This is a genomic window from Blautia coccoides (genome assembly GCF_034355335.1).
Classification (GTDB): Bacteria; Bacillota; Clostridia; order Lachnospirales; family Lachnospiraceae; genus Blautia; species Blautia producta.
In genome coordinates, this window is record NZ_CP136422.1 from 1,531,689 (window position 1) to 1,546,939 (window position 15,251).

General features: G+C 41.2%; 20 protein-coding genes and 3 pseudogenes. All 23 read left to right on the forward strand.

Annotation, left to right across the window (positions count from 1 at the left end; translation table 11 throughout):
- Window positions 1-29: 29 nt before the first annotated feature.
- The 23 genes and pseudogenes from BLCOC_RS06610 (at window position 30) to BLCOC_RS06720 (ending at window position 15,179) form a co-directional block, all read left to right on the forward strand.
- Window positions 30-206 (forward strand): helix-turn-helix domain-containing protein, encoded by a 177-nt coding sequence (locus BLCOC_RS06610; RefSeq protein WP_242999042.1) that lies wholly within the window; start codon window positions 30-32, stop codon window positions 204-206.
- A gap of 340 nt (window positions 207-546) precedes the next feature.
- Entirely contained in the window at window positions 547-1,239 is a 693-nt protein-coding gene (locus BLCOC_RS06615) for a response regulator transcription factor (protein ID WP_115624777.1), read from the forward strand.
- Window positions 1,236-2,267: a sensor histidine kinase gene (locus BLCOC_RS06620; RefSeq protein WP_115624778.1), complete on the forward strand. Its 1,032-nt coding sequence runs from the start codon at window positions 1,236-1,238 to the stop codon at window positions 2,265-2,267. Before BLCOC_RS06615 ends, BLCOC_RS06620 begins: the two co-directional genes overlap by 4 nt.
- Window positions 2,268-2,487: 220 nt before the next feature.
- The gene (locus tag BLCOC_RS06625) at window positions 2,488-3,153 is read left to right on the forward strand and encodes an ABC transporter ATP-binding protein (protein ID WP_115624779.1); all 666 of its coding nucleotides are present in this window, start codon (window positions 2,488-2,490) and stop codon (window positions 3,151-3,153) included.
- A 14-nt stretch (window positions 3,154-3,167) separates the two neighbouring features.
- A complete protein-coding gene (locus BLCOC_RS06630; protein ID WP_115624780.1) occupies window positions 3,168-5,576 on the forward strand; it encodes an ABC transporter permease in 2,409 nt (802 codons plus the stop codon).
- Between the two features lie 253 nt (window positions 5,577-5,829).
- Window positions 5,830-5,967: a hypothetical protein gene (locus BLCOC_RS06635; RefSeq protein ID WP_165907165.1), complete on the forward strand. Its 138-nt coding sequence runs from the start codon at window positions 5,830-5,832 to the stop codon at window positions 5,965-5,967.
- Between the two features lie 6 nt (window positions 5,968-5,973).
- Window positions 5,974-6,144: pseudogene (locus BLCOC_RS27500) on the forward strand (DUF3795 domain-containing protein); the annotation flags it as partial.
- 34 nt (window positions 6,145-6,178) lie between these two features.
- Entirely contained in the window at window positions 6,179-6,421 is a 243-nt protein-coding gene (locus BLCOC_RS06645; protein WP_242999043.1) for a hypothetical protein, read from the forward strand.
- Window positions 6,422-6,436: 15 nt separating this feature from the next.
- A pseudogene (locus BLCOC_RS27505) lies at window positions 6,437-6,652 on the forward strand (GNAT family N-acetyltransferase); the annotation flags it as partial.
- 153 nt (window positions 6,653-6,805) lie between these two features.
- Entirely contained in the window at window positions 6,806-7,237 is a 432-nt protein-coding gene (locus BLCOC_RS06655; protein WP_115624781.1) for a VOC family protein, read from the forward strand.
- A gap of 51 nt (window positions 7,238-7,288) precedes the next feature.
- Window positions 7,289-7,753 carry a VOC family protein gene (locus BLCOC_RS06660; protein WP_115624782.1) on the forward strand — a complete coding sequence of 155 codons (465 nt, stop codon included), beginning with the start codon at window positions 7,289-7,291 and terminating at the stop codon, window positions 7,751-7,753.
- A 55-nt stretch (window positions 7,754-7,808) separates the two neighbouring features.
- Window positions 7,809-8,291 carry a pyridoxamine 5'-phosphate oxidase family protein gene (locus tag BLCOC_RS06665; RefSeq protein WP_115624783.1) on the forward strand — a complete coding sequence of 161 codons (483 nt, stop codon included), beginning with the start codon at window positions 7,809-7,811 and terminating at the stop codon, window positions 8,289-8,291.
- Window positions 8,292-8,354: 63 nt separating this feature from the next.
- Window positions 8,355-9,275 (forward strand): helix-turn-helix transcriptional regulator, encoded by a 921-nt coding sequence (locus BLCOC_RS06670; RefSeq protein ID WP_115624784.1) that lies wholly within the window; start codon window positions 8,355-8,357, stop codon window positions 9,273-9,275.
- Window positions 9,276-9,366: 91 nt separating this feature from the next.
- On the forward strand, window positions 9,367-9,975 hold the full coding sequence (locus BLCOC_RS06675; protein ID WP_115624785.1) for a GNAT family N-acetyltransferase: 609 nt from the start codon (window positions 9,367-9,369) through the stop codon (window positions 9,973-9,975).
- 78 nt (window positions 9,976-10,053) lie between these two features.
- Complete coding sequence (locus BLCOC_RS06680; protein ID WP_115624786.1) at window positions 10,054-11,250, forward strand: winged helix-turn-helix domain-containing protein; 1,197 nt, start codon at window positions 10,054-10,056, stop codon at window positions 11,248-11,250.
- A complete protein-coding gene (locus BLCOC_RS06685; protein WP_115624787.1) occupies window positions 11,219-11,542 on the forward strand; it encodes an inorganic pyrophosphatase in 324 nt (107 codons plus the stop codon). The genes BLCOC_RS06680 and BLCOC_RS06685 overlap by 32 nt, the downstream gene beginning before the upstream one ends.
- A 70-nt stretch (window positions 11,543-11,612) precedes the next feature.
- Window positions 11,613-12,053 carry a GNAT family N-acetyltransferase gene (locus BLCOC_RS06690; RefSeq protein ID WP_115624788.1) on the forward strand — a complete coding sequence of 147 codons (441 nt, stop codon included), beginning with the start codon at window positions 11,613-11,615 and terminating at the stop codon, window positions 12,051-12,053.
- A gap of 262 nt (window positions 12,054-12,315) precedes the next feature.
- Window positions 12,316-12,525, forward strand: coding sequence for a hypothetical protein (locus tag BLCOC_RS06695; protein ID WP_115624789.1), 210 nt, complete (start codon window positions 12,316-12,318; stop codon window positions 12,523-12,525).
- A 150-nt stretch (window positions 12,526-12,675) separates the two neighbouring features.
- Window positions 12,676-12,921 carry a helix-turn-helix domain-containing protein gene (locus BLCOC_RS06700; RefSeq protein WP_115624790.1) on the forward strand — a complete coding sequence of 82 codons (246 nt, stop codon included), beginning with the start codon at window positions 12,676-12,678 and terminating at the stop codon, window positions 12,919-12,921.
- Window positions 12,922-13,175: 254 nt separating this feature from the next.
- Window positions 13,176-13,586: a VOC family protein gene (locus tag BLCOC_RS06705; RefSeq protein ID WP_115624791.1), complete on the forward strand. Its 411-nt coding sequence runs from the start codon at window positions 13,176-13,178 to the stop codon at window positions 13,584-13,586.
- 112 nt (window positions 13,587-13,698) lie between these two features.
- Window positions 13,699-14,247 (forward strand): annotated as a pseudogene (locus BLCOC_RS27510) (DUF3795 domain-containing protein).
- Window positions 14,248-14,269: 22 nt separating this feature from the next.
- Complete coding sequence (locus BLCOC_RS06715) at window positions 14,270-14,734, forward strand: VOC family protein (protein ID WP_115624792.1); 465 nt, start codon at window positions 14,270-14,272, stop codon at window positions 14,732-14,734.
- Between the two features lie 28 nt (window positions 14,735-14,762).
- Window positions 14,763-15,179: a pyridoxamine 5'-phosphate oxidase family protein gene (locus BLCOC_RS06720; protein ID WP_115624793.1), complete on the forward strand. Its 417-nt coding sequence runs from the start codon at window positions 14,763-14,765 to the stop codon at window positions 15,177-15,179.
- The last annotated feature ends 72 nt before the right edge of the window (window positions 15,180-15,251 follow it).

The following is a 15,251-nucleotide window of genomic DNA, read 5'->3' on the forward strand; positions in this document are numbered from 1 at the left end:
TATGGACAATCAGCGGAATTTACTGGATTATGAGACGATCAAGGGAGCTGTCCACAGTGAAGGAGAAGCAGCCGGATGGAAGTGTGAGAATTTATGTGGATGAGGATTTGAAACAGAAGATAGCATTGAAGCTGCTGGAGGAGATACCAAATTTTCCGTTGGAGGAAACGGAGAGGATAGCGAAAGAGGAAACGGAGGGTCTTTGAAACACACCCATCCTGGGTTCTTTCCCAATCCGCAATCTACGAAGCGGTCTGGAAGAAGCCGGAAGATAAGTGTCAGGCTGCAGTAGTAAATGTGATGAGTAGCATTAGAAGGAAGATCGGGGGTGGCATATAGAGACTGTGGTTGGCAGCGGATATCGGTTTGTGGGGTGGGAATAGAGACAGAGATAGCTTTATGGAGTTATCTCTGCGTTTTTTAGAAATATAACTTGGATATACTCTCTATCAGAGTTAACATAGAAAAAGAGGAAATTTTCCTGTTGTAACATTTCACGGACATTTGCCTGTTATACTATCTGCAAAAAGCAAAGGAAGTGAGAATATGAAGCAGATTTTAATTGTCGAGGACGACAGTTTTTTGAATAAGATGTTGGCCTATAACCTGACCGCAGATGGCTACGGTGTGACTTCTGCCCTAAATTCCAGAACCGCAGCCGAAACCATCCGCCAGCGGGAATTCGATTTAGTGCTGCTGGATATCAACCTGCCGGACGGGAACGGTTTTGAGCTATGCAAGCTGATAAAGCCCCAGCACCCAGACACCATAGTAATTTTCCTGACCGCCAACGATCAGGAGAGCGACCAGATACGGGGCTATGAGGTGGGCGCGGTAGACTACATTACAAAGCCCTTTGTGATCGGAGCCTTGCAGCGGAAAATCAAAGCCATGTTCGCCATGCTGGAACACCACAAACCGGCCAAGGATATTTACGATGACGGGCGGCTGTTTCTGGACTTCTCGGAGCAGACGGCTTCCTTAAACGGCAAGCCCCTGACCCTATCCCCGATGGAGTACAAAATGCTGAACCTGTTCCGCAAAAATCCCCGGCAAGTGCTGACCCGTGGGCAGCTTTTGGAAAAGCTGTGGGATGTAGACGAGAAATTTGTGGATGAACACACCCTGACAACCTCCATCAGCCGGATTCGCAGCAAGATTGAATCCGATGGCGGCGCACCCTATATCAAGACCGTTTACGGCATGGGCTATCAATGGACGGGAGGCGAGGCAAAATGAAGTTTAAGAACCTCTCGGTAAAGCGGCTGTTTGGTCGGGTGGCACTGGGGCTTGTCCTCTCCATGTCCGGGATCACCATAGTCCTGTTTCTTGCGACAAAACAGATGGCGGTACTGCTGACGGGCGGGGCGCTGCTGCTGTGCGCCCTTGTGGGGATTTTTGTACTGACGCAGGCGTTTGGAAAGCGGCTGTCGCAGTTTACCGCTGACCTGTGCCAGACTTTAGACCACATGATTGCCGGGAATGAAGCACCAAAACGCCCGGAGGACAGCGAAACCCAGCTCGCCAGAATCGGCCACCGGCTGGCAAGACTCTATCAGATCATGCAGGAGAACCGCCGCCGGGTAGACGAGGAACGGCAGGAGTTGCAGACCCTTGTATCGGATATTTCCCATCAGGTAAAAACGCCGGTGAGCAATCTGAAAATGGCAACGGACACCCTGCTGGAAAAGCCTATGATCGAGGCGGAGCGCACCGACTTTATCCGGGGAATCCGCACCCAGACGGATAAGTTGGACTTTCTCTTTCAGGCTCTTGTGAAAACCTCCCGGCTGGAAACGGGCGTGATCCAGTTGGATAAGAAACCAGGTCGCCTCTTTGATACCGTGGCGCAGGCCATGAGTGGGATCGTGTATGCGGCAGAGAAAAAAGAAATCGTCGTGTCCGTGAACTGCCCGGAAGATCTGATCCTCTCCCATGACAGCAAGTGGACATCCGAAGCACTCTTTAACCTGCTGGATAATGCGGTGAAGTATACCCCAGCAGGCGGGAACATTTCGGTGTCCGTGATACCGTGGGAAATGTATGTGGAAATCAAAGTGGGCGACACCGGCAAAGGCATTTCCGAAAGCAATCAGGCTGCTATCTTCCGACGCTTCTACCGGGAGGAAGAAGTACACGACCAGCAGGGCGTGGGCATTGGCCTGTATTTGGCCCGCGAGATCGTAACACGGCAGGGCGGCTATATCAAAGTGGTTTCGGAGCCGGGACAGGGTTCAGAATTTTCCATCATGCTTCCTGTAAAATAGAACGCGGCGGACGGCCATTCCCGGTTGCCCGCCGTAAATTTTTTCGCAGTAGTGTGCCGATAAAGCTTCCAGTGGCAGGTTTTCGGCTGAAATGTCCGAGCGATGTAACATTTCACCCCGATTTTCAATGAAATTTTTTGGCCGCTGTAACATTTCGCGGACATTTGGGTTTTACAATACCCTTATCAACAGGCAGGAAGCCTTGAAAGGAGTTTTGAGTATGAGCGTTTTACAGACGATTGACCTGAAAAAGTATTACGGCACAGAGCCGAACATTACCCGCGCCCTTGACGGCGTGAACTTCTCCGTGGAGGACGGCGAATTTGTGGCCGTTGTGGGAACCTCCGGCAGCGGAAAATCCACCCTGCTTCACATGATGGGCGGGCTGGACACCCCTGCCAGCGGAACCGTGATCGTCCGGGGCGAAGAACTGGCAAAGAAGAACGATGAACAGCTTACCATCTTCCGCCGCCGCAACATCGGTTTTATCTTCCAGAACTATAATCTTGTTCCTATCCTGAATGTATATGAGAATATTGTCCTGCCGGTGGAGCTGGACGGGGACACGGTGGATCAGAAGTTTTTGGACGAGATCGTTCACCTGCTGGGGCTGGAAGATAAACTGAAAAATATGCCAAACAATCTTTCCGGCGGACAGCAACAGCGTGTGGCGATTGCCCGCGCCCTGATTACCAAGCCGGCTATCGTGCTGGCCGATGAGCCGACTGGCAACCTTGACAGCAAGACCAGCGCCGAGGTGCTAGGGCTTATCAAGCGTACTAGCGCGGAGTTCCGCCAGACCGTTGTCATGATTACTCACAATAACGACATTGCCCGCCTTGCAGATCGGATTGTCCGCATTGAGGACGGCAAGATTGTGGAATAAGGAGGTGGCAGACTATGACATGGCCTTTTGAAAATGATACCAGCACCATTGTCAAGAAGCTGGCGAACAGGAGTATTCAGGCGGACAAACGGCGTAATGTGTTTATCATCGTGACGATTGCCCTTGCCGCCTGCCTTATGACAACGCTTGCATTATATACATTTGGTAAATCTTATGAAGCGAAAACATTTTTGCAGGGACGTTATCAGGCGGCAGTAATTGGAATTGATCCGCAAATGGTAACAATCCTATCTAATGATGCAAATATTGAAATGGCAGGTATGGAAGTTGCTTTAGACAGTTTTCGTATTGAGGATTATACTCTGAATATCAACTATCGGGATAGCAACGACTTATATCTCCGTTCCATTGAGATGAATGGGCGGCTGCCAGAAACAGAAAATGAGGTTGCGGTTTCTTCTTCATTTCTGGAACATACCGGGTATAGTGTGTCCTTAAATGAGAAAATCGTATTGCCATTAAAAAATGGCGAGACAGAATATATTGTTTGCGGTATCATCAATGATGATGGCAGTAACCGAAACTATCAAATTCTGGTGTCTGATGTGTTTTTAAAATCCTACTATGCAGGATCTATCCCGTATGTGGGTATTTTTCGCATTATGGCAAGTGAACATTTCAGCCAGGAGGAGTTAAAAACAACTATCTGTAGTTGCCTTGGCAACTATGGGATAGAAGAAAATCAGATAGCATTTAGTTCCTCGTATTTTGATACTGTTGATAATTCATCGAGAGATATGCTCATTGTGCTGGCCATAAGCGTTTTGATTGTTATAGCCTGCTCAATGGTAATTTATAGCCTGTTCTATATCTCAGTTATAGGAAAAATTAAAGAATATGGACGTTTTCAGGTAATCGGCATGACAAAAAAGCAAATCAAAAAAATGATATGGAAAGAAAGTCGAAAACTTTCACTTCTGTCCATTCCTGCCGGATGTGTACTCGGATGTGTACTTGGATATGCCCTTGTTCCCAAAGGCTGGTACTGGCCCAACAGTATCATGTGCATACTGGGGGTAACAGTAATTACTGAGCTTGCAGTTATGATATCTATTAACAAACCCGTAAAAATTGCGGCTTCGGTTTCCCCTATAGAGGCAATTCGGATTACTACTACAACAGACACAGCAAAAGAAATGACAACAAAAAAACTGGTACGCAATCTTTCCCCTATGAATTTGGCAAAACTCAATTTTATGAGGAACCGCAAAAAGGTTGTTATGACTTTAATTTCTCTTGGATTTACCGGAATACTCTTGATGTGTGGGGCAACATATTTTTGCTCTGTGAATGAAAATAAAATTGCACGGCAGATGTTCGGTGAAAAAGAAATCACCATTTCATTATCTCCGAATGATAATAGCACGCAGCAAATTTCTCGTGTTACATTGATGACACATTTGCAAGAGAACAATCCTTTATCCGATGAACTTGTCAATGAACTGCTAAAGTGTAAAGAAATTACAGAAATAAAAGAGGTACAAGGCGTATATGCTGCTATTTTTCTGCCCGGAAATGCTGGTACCGAGAGCAGCATGGATGAAATGATCGGTGCATTATCCAGGGAACAGATAGCTAATCATAATTCATGCCTTTTGAGCGGAACAATGGACTATAATACTCTGGTAGAGGGATATGGTATTTTAGTAGATGATAACGAGAATAATCTTGCCAAATTTTACGGATACGATTTGAAGCTGGGCGATCAGATAGAAATTTTATCTGATACGGGAGAAAAGATTACCTTTACAATAGCCGGAACTGTGGACTTTGGAAATGAGTATAATGGTAATTTGTTTTTTCTACCAACGGATCTGATAAAAGTGTTACGCAGTAAAGTAACTAATTTCAATACACAGCTTTCCATCAGAACAGATTTACAGGAGCTTCCTCTGGCAGAGCAGTTTGTATTTGATACGCTAAGTGGGAAGCAGGATTTGGTAATTGAGAGTTATACCGATGTCCTGGCATTTGCACAAAAAAGTCTGAAGGCATATACAGCACCGATTTATGGTCTTGTCATATTTATCGGGCTATTTGGTATTATAAATCTTATCAATACACTTATGACAAATTTAATATCAAGGCAGCAGGAGTTTGGGGTACTTCAATCTATCGGTCTAACCGGAAAACAGCTTGCAAAGATGTTGCAAATAGAAAGCCTTTACTATGTTTTTGGAACAATGATAATTACTTTGACCGTTGGGACTGTTTCGGGATACTGTCTGTGCTTGCTGTTCGATCAAATTGGCGTTTTTGGAAAGTTGCACTATACATTTCCGATTGTTCAGGTAATTATTTTTTTCGTCGCACTTTTTGCTGTTGCTATGGGATATTCCCTTTTGGCAATCCGTTACTGTAAAAAGCAATCGCTTGTAGACCGTATCAAAACAATGGAATAAATTTGTTTATACCGGTGGGACGGCACTCGTCGTCCCAATAATAACTGAATAAATGAAAGACAGGAATGATATCGCCCTTTCTGCCGTACTCTAGCCGCGGAGAAGGAATCCATACCCGCTGGGCGTCGCAGAAGAATGGTTACAAGGCGAACATTTTTGAGGGACAGCCATATGCGAAACAGGTGGGAAAATTCATGGTTATATGGTACAATGAAGAACAATGACAGATTTGAAGTTGCAGGAGGGAAACTCCATGAATATGATTGGTAAACTACAAGACAAGAATCATACAGCGGCATATAAATTTCTTTTAGAACTTGAAGCTGCGTCAGTGGAATCAGGTGAGTTGTATGGTGATTTTGAAAAATTTCTTGAATCTGGAAAAATATAAGGACAGTATGGCTTTACTTTGTTTATTAAAAGATATGGGGAGCAAATGCTGTTAGATTGCTTAGAGCGTAACGAGAGAAATGGCATTATATATCATCGTGAAGGTGTCGTTGGCGATTATGATGAATTTGATGATGTAGAAAAACTGATCATGTTCATTAAAGAAGGAAAGCGATAACTTCCGATTTTCGTAACTTAGGAGGTGTTTGTATATGGCTGACATTGAATTTATTAGATGTTCTGGGACAAATGAAGACTTTATCGAGAACTGTCAGTTATTAGATATGGATTTAGATAGGCGAGTAGGAAGAGTTATTAAGAGAGATAAATATAAACAGTATAATCAGCTTGATGAGATAAAAGAGGTTGTAGTTGTGTATGTTGATGGAAAAGCCGCTGGTGCTGGAGCAATTAGAGAATATCAGTACGGTGATATCGACAATGCAACTGAATAGAAAAGAGTATTTGTCAGAGATGAATTTCAAGGAAAAGGAATAGGAACCAAGCTGGTTCTTGAATTAATCGAATGGGCAAAAGAACTAGGATATAGGAAATTGATTCTTGAAACTGGAGAATTGCTACAAGAATCGTGCCATGTATATCGAAAAGTAGGATTTAATAAAATGAATAATTATGGTCCTTATATTTCAATGCCAGAATCATTGTGCATGATGAAAGAATTGTAACGGTTAACTTTGATTATGAATACATAATGTTATAAAAATTGAAATTTTATTTATGTAAAAAACTCGGCGGCTTTCAGTTTACAAGGAAGGCGCAGAGAGCGTAAAATTGTATTTTGTTCAGTTCTAAAAATAGTGATTGAAAGGGGTATATAAATGAATAAAATTACTTGCGTATGTTTAGGTGTAAAGAGCATGGAGAAAGCGATAAAATTTTATCGAGATGGTTTGGGGTATAAGACAGATTGCAAAGAGAATAATCCATATGTATGCTTTTTCGATACGCCAGGAACAAAATTTGAATTATTTCCATTGGACTTATTAGCAAAAGATATAAACGAAAACAATCCTCCACAAATAGGTAACGGATTTGGCGGTATTACATTAACGTATAATGTGGAACACAAGGATGACGTTGATAAGATCATTGAATTGGTTCGAACTGCAGGAGGAACAATTGTAAGAGAACCGCAGGATGTATTTTGGGGAGGCTATCACGCATACTTTACAGATCTGGATGGATATTACTGGGAAGTCGCGTGGGGACCTGATTTTAAGTACGATGAAAAAGGTATGCTGCAATTTTAATTTCCAGTTTGTAGAGTTAATGGAAATAGAGGTTAAGAAAGGAAAACTTACATGAAATACAATTGTACGGTTATATCGGTAGCAGACATCAACGCTGCAAGAAAGTTCTATGAGGATTTATTCGGATTGGAAGTATTTCAGGATTATGGAAGAAATATAGCTTTTACCTGTGGTTTAGCTTTACAGCAGGATTTTGATTGGCTTGTTCATTTATCAAAAGAAAGTGTATTGACAAAACCCAATAATATGGAACTGTGTTTTGAAGAAGAGGATTTTGACGGTTTTCTGAACAAGTTGAAAGAATACCCGGATATTGAATATCTGGGAGAAGTGATCGAGCATAGTTGGGGCCAGCGGGTGATTCGGTTTTACGATTTGGACGGACACATCATTGAGGTTGGCGAGGATATGAAAATGGTGATAAAGCGTTTTCTTGCTTCCGGCATGACTATGGAAGAAGTTTCTGTGAAAATGGACGCTTCTATTGAGGATTTGACAAAACTTCTAAACAGATAATACATGGGACGAATAAACAAATCGGTATTTGCAATATTGTAGTAGGGAGGTAAAAATGCGTCGTTCAGATAGGGAAGTAAAAGAGTTTGAAGATATTGTAGCTATCATGGAAAAATGTGATGTATGCCGAATTGCCTTAAATAATAATGGCTACCCATATATATTACCACTTAATTTTGGAATGTGTATAAAAAAAGGTAAAATCGAGTTGTATTTTCATGGAGCTATGGAGGGTACAAAATATGATTTAATTGAAAAGGACAATAGAGCCAGTTTTGAAATGGATTGTGGACATAAATTAGTGACAGAGGTTGAACACGGAAGTTGCACAATGGAATATGAGAGTGTTATTGGACAAGGGCGTGTTGAAATGCTTTCTGATGATGAAAAGTGCAATGCTTTATATATTTTGATGAAGCATTATGGTCAAGAAGAATTTTCGTTCAATAAGGCAGTAATGCCCCGTACAAAAGTTTTTAAACTGGTAGTAGAAAAAGTAACAGGCAAAATAAGACTGAAGAAAAATGACAAACATTAAAATTACAGTTGATTGGGCTAAAACAAAAACTGCGAATCGATATCATTAGGGAGAGTTATTCAAATGAAAATAGACAGACTGTTGAAAATTGTCATTTATCTTTTGAATCATGAGAATGTATCCGCCAGAGACCTGGCAGAACGGCTCCATGTTTCTGTTCGCACCATACAGAGAGACATGGTCAGTATTGCAGAAGCAGGGATTCCTGTATATTCCAATCAGGGAAAGGGTGGAGGATACTCCATTTTGCCGTCGTATAAGGTTAGAAACTGCAATATCCACCAGGAAGAACAGCAGTTGATTCAGCAGGCACTGGAAAGCCTGGCAACCTCATATGCAAATGAAACGCTGGCAGGTTTAATTGAAAAGTATCATGCACTTTTGGACAGGGATCAGGAACAGAGTATCTTTTTTGATTTTGGAATCGCCATGGAGAATCAACAGGTGCAAAAAGTGAACCAGATGCTGAAACGGGCAATTGAGACAAAGGCACTGGTTGAATTTTTCTACAGGGATGCGCAGGGAAAAGAAACACAGCGGTTGGTTGAACCTCTTGCTATCCAGTATAAATGGTATTCATGGTATTTATTTGCATGGTCTGTTCCACAGGAGGCGTATCGTACCTTTAAAGTTGCACGAATCCGCAAGCCTCAAATTACATCGGAAAAGTCTGACAGAAAGCATCCGGCGGTAAAGGAGCTTATGGAGCAGTCAGACAGGGCATATGGTGAAACTTGTATTACACTGGAGGTAGCGTTTGATAAGAAAGATACGTGCCTGATGGAAGAGTACTTTCCGGACAGCCAAATAGAAGAATGGTCGGAGGAAAAATCAAGAATATGGATTCAGGTTCCGCCTGGAGAACGCTCGTGGAAAGCCCTGCTTTTGAGTATGGGAAACCGTGTGGAAGTCATTTCTCCGGAAGCCTGCCGAAATGAACTGATCGAGACTGCTCAAAAATTTTTATCTAATTACGACATATAGCTGTCGCAGAAGTATGGTAGGATGGAGATGTTCTATGGCACATGGAGTATTCTGCGCGTATGGCGGAAGGTAAAAAAGAGAGGAGCATAAGATGAGTGAATTTGTGAAAGTGTTACTTGGAGATCAGGGAACTTTTGAGGATGTGTATCAGGAGTGTCCGGTTTTTGACGATGGAAAATACTGCTTACGTCTGGTCGCAGAAAGTGATGCGGAGGATTTACTGAAGGTTTATTCGGACGGGAAGGCGGTTCCTTTTTTCAATAGTGATAATTGCGGTGGGGATGACTTCCATTATACATCTCTGGAAAGAATGAGGGAGGCTGTCAGCTATTGGCTTTGGGAGTATGAAAGAAGAGGATTTGTGAGATGGGGTATTTTCAGCCATAAAGAGGAAGAAGTTATAGGAACGGTTGAATTATTCCACAGGGATTCTGAGGATTATTTCAAAGACTGCGGGCTGCTGCGTCTGGATCTGCGAAGTGATTACGAAAAAGCAGATGTGATAAAGGAAATTTTACAACAGATAGAAACTCCAGCGTTTGACATGTTTTCCTGCCGGATGCTGGCAACAAAAGCGGTGCCAACCGCAAAAGAACGTATTCAGGCATTGGCGGTACTGGGGTATGAAGAATCAGATCATGCGCTGACCGGACATGATGGCACTCAGTATAAATACTATTGGGTTCTTAATAAGAAATAGGAAACATTATGGATTAATTCTGTTGCTGCAGTATGATGACGGGTTCTGCCGTTTTTTGTATTAGCGGTGGGAGGGCAAATGGACAGAATTTATTTTACGAAAAAACAGGCGCGGCAGTTTTTGTTATTAAAGCATGGCTTGCTGGGAGATTACAAATTTGTTGGAAAAGAAGGCGTCCTTTCTTTTGTCCGGCAGGCAGGATGCATTCAGTTTGATCCGGTGGATGTCTGTGGCAGAAATGCGGATCTGGTTTTGCAGTCCAGAATCAAAGACTATCAAAAGACGATGCTTTATGAGCTTTTATATATCGATCGGAAACTGGTGGATTATTTTGATAAAAATCTCTCGATTCTTCCAATAGAGAACTGGAAATATTTTGCCCGGGAGCGGCAGGCTCACCGAAGCTGGGAGAGAAGCCATACAGAAATTGTGGAAGTACAGGAACGGGTGCGTGAGGAAATTGCACGGAGGGGACCACTGTGCAGCGCAGATTTGGACATAGTGGAAAAGGTATCCTGGTATTGGAGTGATACCAGGTTGTCGAGAGCGGCGTTGGAACATATGTATTTTGTCGGAGAACTGGGAATCCATCATAAGAGCGGAACACTGAAATATTATGATCTGATTGAAAATTGCATTCCGGCAGAGTTTTTGAATCAACCAGAGCCTTTTCCTTCGGATTTTGATTATAGAAAATGGCTGGTGTCAGAGCGCATTGGTTCGGTGGGTCTTTTGTGGAACCGTGCTTCTGACGCATGGCTGGGTATACAGGGACTTAAGGCTGCACAGAGAAATGCTATATTCGAGATGCTGTTAAAAGAAGAGAAGATTATTGAAGTAAAAGTGGAAGAGATTGGGGAGCCGTTGTATTGCCGCAGGGAGGATGCAGGACTTGCAGAATTTATATTGAAAAATCCCCCGATGAAAAAGCGCTGTGAATTTATTGCACCGCTGGATAATCTGATCTGGGACAGGAAGCTTATAGGAGCAGTTTTTGATTTTTCTTATAAATGGGAAATCTATACGCCGAAGCAGCAGCGTAAATATGGTTATTATGTTTTGCCGATTCTCTATGGAGACAGATTTGCAGGCAGGATAGAAATGGCTTATGATAAAAAGCAGGGAAAGCTGGAACTAAAAAATATCTGGTATGAGCCGGACTTGCGTCTGACAAAGGCACTGCAGCGCGATGTGGACAGACGCATCAGACGGTTTGAACGTTTTTGCAGAAAAAGAGGCTGGAATGATTGGAGAGATTGTAAAAGTCATCGTTGACAGACCGCTTGGAAGTTATCATCCGGAACATAAAGACCTGTATTATCCTGTTAACTACGGATATATCGAAGGCATTATGGCTCCTGATGGTGAGGAGCAGGATGCTTATATCGTTGGTGTAAATGAAGCTGTTAAAGAATTTACAGGAAAGATTACTGCGGTTGTACACCGATTGGATGATGTTGAAGAAAAATGGGTGGTTGCACCTGAAAATCTTTCTTTTAGTGAGAAGGAAATCATGGAGCAGATAAAGTTTCAGGAACAGTATTTTAAGTCGGAAATCAGAATGTAATAATTTCGTTATAATGAAATTTATGGATTAAATATTTTATGACGGAATTAAATGAGTTGAGGTGATAAGAATGATTCGTGAAGCGAAACAGGAAGATTTGCTGGAAGTGCTGAATTTATATTTATATCTTCATGAAGAGACTGTTCCAGAACAATCGGAACATTTATCGGTCATTTGGAATCAAATTATAGCAGATAAAAATCATCATCTTATTGTAAATATTGTTGACGGAAAGATTGTTTCTTCGTGCGTTTGTGTGATTATTCCAAATTTAACAAGAAACATACATCCGTATGCGTTTGTGGAAAATGTTGTTACTCATGCAGACTATAGAGGGCATGGTTATGCTACGGAATGCTTAAATTATGCAAAAACCATAGCTGTAAATAATAATTGCTACAAGATGATGCTGCTGACAGGTTCAAAAGAACAAAAGACGTTAGAGTTTTATAAAAATGCGGGATATAACTGTACAGATAAAACAGCTTTTATTCAATGGTTAGATATATGAGATAAATTCCAGATTCATATCTGAGAGAAACGAAAGGATGGCAGAGCAGTGATGAAAATAGACCGCTTATTAGAAATCATCATATATCTGTTGAAACTGTGTGCCTCTTGAGCAACCGAAAATTAAAACCTGATACTTATATAAAATTGAGTCTGGATATGGAAGATTATTACAGAATCAAAGATGCAGAGAAGGAAAAGAACAAGACATCATAACATCCTACCCGTAGTGATAAATTGTTCTACAGGAAAGGGTGCGAAGCATGGAAAATGTAGTATACGAGAAAGATTACGGAGAGGAATTCCGGGAGAGAAGTGATAAGGCGAAAGGACAGGACTTTTTAGACACATTGAAGGATATCGGATTCTTCCAGGCATACAAAGAAGAAATGGATAAAATCCCAAAGCGTGTGGTTCCAAAGGAAAAAGAGGATTACGGATACCTGCTTGGAGAATGTGACTTTTTCGATTAAGGACGGGCTATTGCGGATGACCATATTCATTGGATATTTTGATAAGGTGTATTAAGGATGAGAGCATCTGTTAGTGTGAGGAATGGCGGGTGCTTTTTTCATGAAGTTATGGTATGCTGTAAGAAATCAATTAGCCGGAGGTACGGAGTTATGGACGATCAGCGGATTTTACTGGATTATGAAACGATCAAGGGAGCTGTCGCCGGGGAGAAGTGGGCAATGGAGCGGATTCTTAAACATTACGATTTCTATATGGATGAACTCGCCACAGTGAAGGAGCGGGAGCCGGATGGAAATGTGAAGTGTTATGTGGATGAGGTTTTGAAGCAGGCAATAGCATTGAAACTGCTGGAGGAAGCGGAGAGGAGAGCGAAAGAGAAAATTAATAGTGTTTGAATCCATCCGGGATTCTTTCATAATTCGCAATCTACGAAGCTGCCTGGAAGAAGAGCATGGGGATAATACGCTTTTAGGGGTGAAAAATGGTATCCCGTTTATCTTGGATTTTTCTATTCCTACAAAATTGTAGCCTAACAGTAATATTGCAGTAAGGTATGGATAGTATACTTTTATTGAATGCGAAATATAGCAGAGAGGTATACTGGATGCTGAAAATAAAGAAACAAATCGGAATTTGGAGGTATTGTATTATGAGATTGGACGGTTTTGGATTATTTGTTGAAGATATGGCGAAAATGATTCGCTTTTACAGAGATGTACTTGGCTTTGAGATTAAAGAAGCGGAAGATACATCTAATGTATATCTTGTAAAAGATGGGACGTTGTTTCTGTTGTACGGCAGAAATGACTTTGAAAAAATGACCAATCGCAGATATGATTATATCAAAGGATTCAACGGTCATTTTGAAATGGCACTTTATGTTGATACATTTGAAGAAGTTGATAAAGCATTTAGTAAAGCTGTAGAAAACGGTGCTACTCCTGTACTGGAACCGGAACTTGAACCTTGGGGACAGAGAACTTGTTATATTGCTGATCCTGAAGGTAATTTAATAGAGATAGGTTCTTGGAATAAGCCTTACGAAGAAAAGGATTCATAAATTCGAATTTGAGAGGGAATTGAATATGAATAAGGAATGGTTGAACTTAATAAAACAATTTGTGTAGATTTTTAGTCTGCCAGATTAAAATTTGAGATTTGAGGTACAGCGTATGAAAGGTTTCCATAGGGACAATCAGCTATTTTCTCTTTGTGGTTTGAACTGCGGATTATGTCCTATGCACTTAAATAAGTATTGTCCCGGCTGCGGTGGCGGAGAGGGGAATCAATCCTGCAAAATTGCAAAGTGTAGTTTAGAACATGATGGTGTGGAATATTGTTTTCGGTGCAGAGAGTACCCCTGTGAGAAGTATGAGCATATAGATGAATTTGATTCATTCATTACACACAGTAACCGAAAAGCTGATTTGAAAAAAGCAAGAGAGATAGGGATCGAAGCATACAATGCGGAGCAGACAGAAAAGACGGAATTATTGAATTTACTGTTAGCCAACTATAACGATGGCAGGTAAAAGACTCTTTTTTGTGTGGGGGTCAATCTTTTGGAATTGCAGGAAATAAATGAGATACTTTTGCAAATCAAGGGTAATTCGGAACTGGAAAGATTGACACTCAAAGAAAAAAGTTCTTATGCTGCGGGGGTGTTTCAAAACGCAGCAAAGCGAAAGAATATTGAACTAAAGCTCCGGAAGAAAAAATAATCTCTAAGAAAGGAAAACTTACATGAAATACAATTGTACGGTTATATCGGTAGCAGACATCAAAGCTGCAAGAAAGTTTTATGAGGATTTATTCGGATTGGAAGTATTTCAGGATTATGGAAGAAATATAGCTTTTACCTGCGGTTTAGCTTTACAGCAGGACTTTGACTGGCTTGTTCATTTACCAAAAGAAAGCATATTAAGAAAATCTAACAATGTGGAATTATGTTTTGAGGAACAGGACTTTGACAGTTTCTTACATAAACTAAAAAAATATCCGAATATTGAGTGTTTGGGTGAGGTAATTGAACACAGTTGGGGGCAACGTGTCATTCGATTTTATGATTTGGACGGACATATCATAGAAGTTGGAGAAAATATGAAAATGGTTATAAAGCGTTTCCTTGCTTCTGGTATGACCATAGATGAAGTGTCTGTAAAAATGGATGTTTCTTTTGAAGATTTAACGAAGCTGCAAAACAGTTAAATGAAAAGTTGCAAAGGAGAACGAATTAATGAAAAAAATGAGCCGAGAAGCTAAAAAAATAATGATGGAACGTTTTGGAAAAGACACTGTTATTGCGTTGGCAACCATTGAAAAGGAGGTGCCTTATGTTCGATATGTAAATGCCTACTATGAGAACGGTGCATTTTATATTATTACATATGCACTTTCAAATAAAATCAAACATATAGAAAACAATCCTGCTGTTGCAATAGCTGGTGAGTGGTTTACGGCACATGGAAAGGGCAGCAATTTGGGTTATTTTGGAAAAAAAGAGAATTGTATGATTGCTAAAAAACTGAAAAATGTCTTTGCTGAATGGATTGATAACGGACATAACAATTTTGATGATGAAAATACGATAATTCTATGTGTAGAATTAACAGATGGACTGTTACTCTCACATGGGACAAGATATGAGTTTTAGCTTTTCTAGCTTGTAGAATTGGAAAAATTTCAGGAGCAGTATTTCCAGTCAGAACTAAGGATGCTGCCATAG

Excerpts from the sequence above, each read along its gene's own strand:
- BLCOC_RS06690 (WP_115624788.1), top strand. The coding sequence starts at position 11,613 with ATGATTCGTGAAGCGAAACAGGAAGATTTGCTGGAAGTGCTGAATTTA.
- BLCOC_RS06635 (WP_165907165.1), top strand. The coding sequence starts at position 5,830 with ATGAATATGATTGGTAAACTACAAGACAAGAATCATACAGCGGCATAT.
- BLCOC_RS06655 (WP_115624781.1), top strand. The coding sequence starts at position 6,806 with ATGAATAAAATTACTTGCGTATGTTTAGGTGTAAAGAGCATGGAGAAA.
- BLCOC_RS06685 (WP_115624787.1), top strand. The coding sequence starts at position 11,219 with ATGATTGGAGAGATTGTAAAAGTCATCGTTGACAGACCGCTTGGAAGT.
- BLCOC_RS06615 (WP_115624777.1), top strand. The coding sequence starts at position 547 with ATGAAGCAGATTTTAATTGTCGAGGACGACAGTTTTTTGAATAAGATG.
- BLCOC_RS06610 (WP_242999042.1), top strand. The coding sequence starts at position 30 with ATGAGACGATCAAGGGAGCTGTCCACAGTGAAGGAGAAGCAGCCGGAT.
- BLCOC_RS06625 (WP_115624779.1), top strand. The coding sequence starts at position 2,488 with ATGAGCGTTTTACAGACGATTGACCTGAAAAAGTATTACGGCACAGAG.
- BLCOC_RS06665 (WP_115624783.1), top strand. The coding sequence starts at position 7,809 with ATGCGTCGTTCAGATAGGGAAGTAAAAGAGTTTGAAGATATTGTAGCT.
- BLCOC_RS06705 (WP_115624791.1), top strand. The coding sequence starts at position 13,176 with ATGAGATTGGACGGTTTTGGATTATTTGTTGAAGATATGGCGAAAATG.
- BLCOC_RS06670 (WP_115624784.1), top strand. The coding sequence starts at position 8,355 with ATGAAAATAGACAGACTGTTGAAAATTGTCATTTATCTTTTGAATCAT.
- BLCOC_RS06720 (WP_115624793.1), top strand. The coding sequence starts at position 14,763 with ATGAAAAAAATGAGCCGAGAAGCTAAAAAAATAATGATGGAACGTTTT.
- BLCOC_RS06620 (WP_115624778.1), top strand. The coding sequence starts at position 1,236 with ATGAAGTTTAAGAACCTCTCGGTAAAGCGGCTGTTTGGTCGGGTGGCA.
- BLCOC_RS06695 (WP_115624789.1), top strand. The coding sequence starts at position 12,316 with ATGGAAAATGTAGTATACGAGAAAGATTACGGAGAGGAATTCCGGGAG.
- BLCOC_RS06660 (WP_115624782.1), top strand. The coding sequence starts at position 7,289 with ATGAAATACAATTGTACGGTTATATCGGTAGCAGACATCAACGCTGCA.
- BLCOC_RS06645 (WP_242999043.1), top strand. The coding sequence starts at position 6,179 with ATGGCTGACATTGAATTTATTAGATGTTCTGGGACAAATGAAGACTTT.
- BLCOC_RS06715 (WP_115624792.1), top strand. The coding sequence starts at position 14,270 with ATGAAATACAATTGTACGGTTATATCGGTAGCAGACATCAAAGCTGCA.
- BLCOC_RS06680 (WP_115624786.1), top strand. The coding sequence starts at position 10,054 with ATGGACAGAATTTATTTTACGAAAAAACAGGCGCGGCAGTTTTTGTTA.
- BLCOC_RS06630 (WP_115624780.1), top strand. The coding sequence starts at position 3,168 with ATGACATGGCCTTTTGAAAATGATACCAGCACCATTGTCAAGAAGCTG.
- BLCOC_RS06675 (WP_115624785.1), top strand. The coding sequence starts at position 9,367 with ATGAGTGAATTTGTGAAAGTGTTACTTGGAGATCAGGGAACTTTTGAG.
- BLCOC_RS06700 (WP_115624790.1), top strand. The coding sequence starts at position 12,676 with ATGGACGATCAGCGGATTTTACTGGATTATGAAACGATCAAGGGAGCT.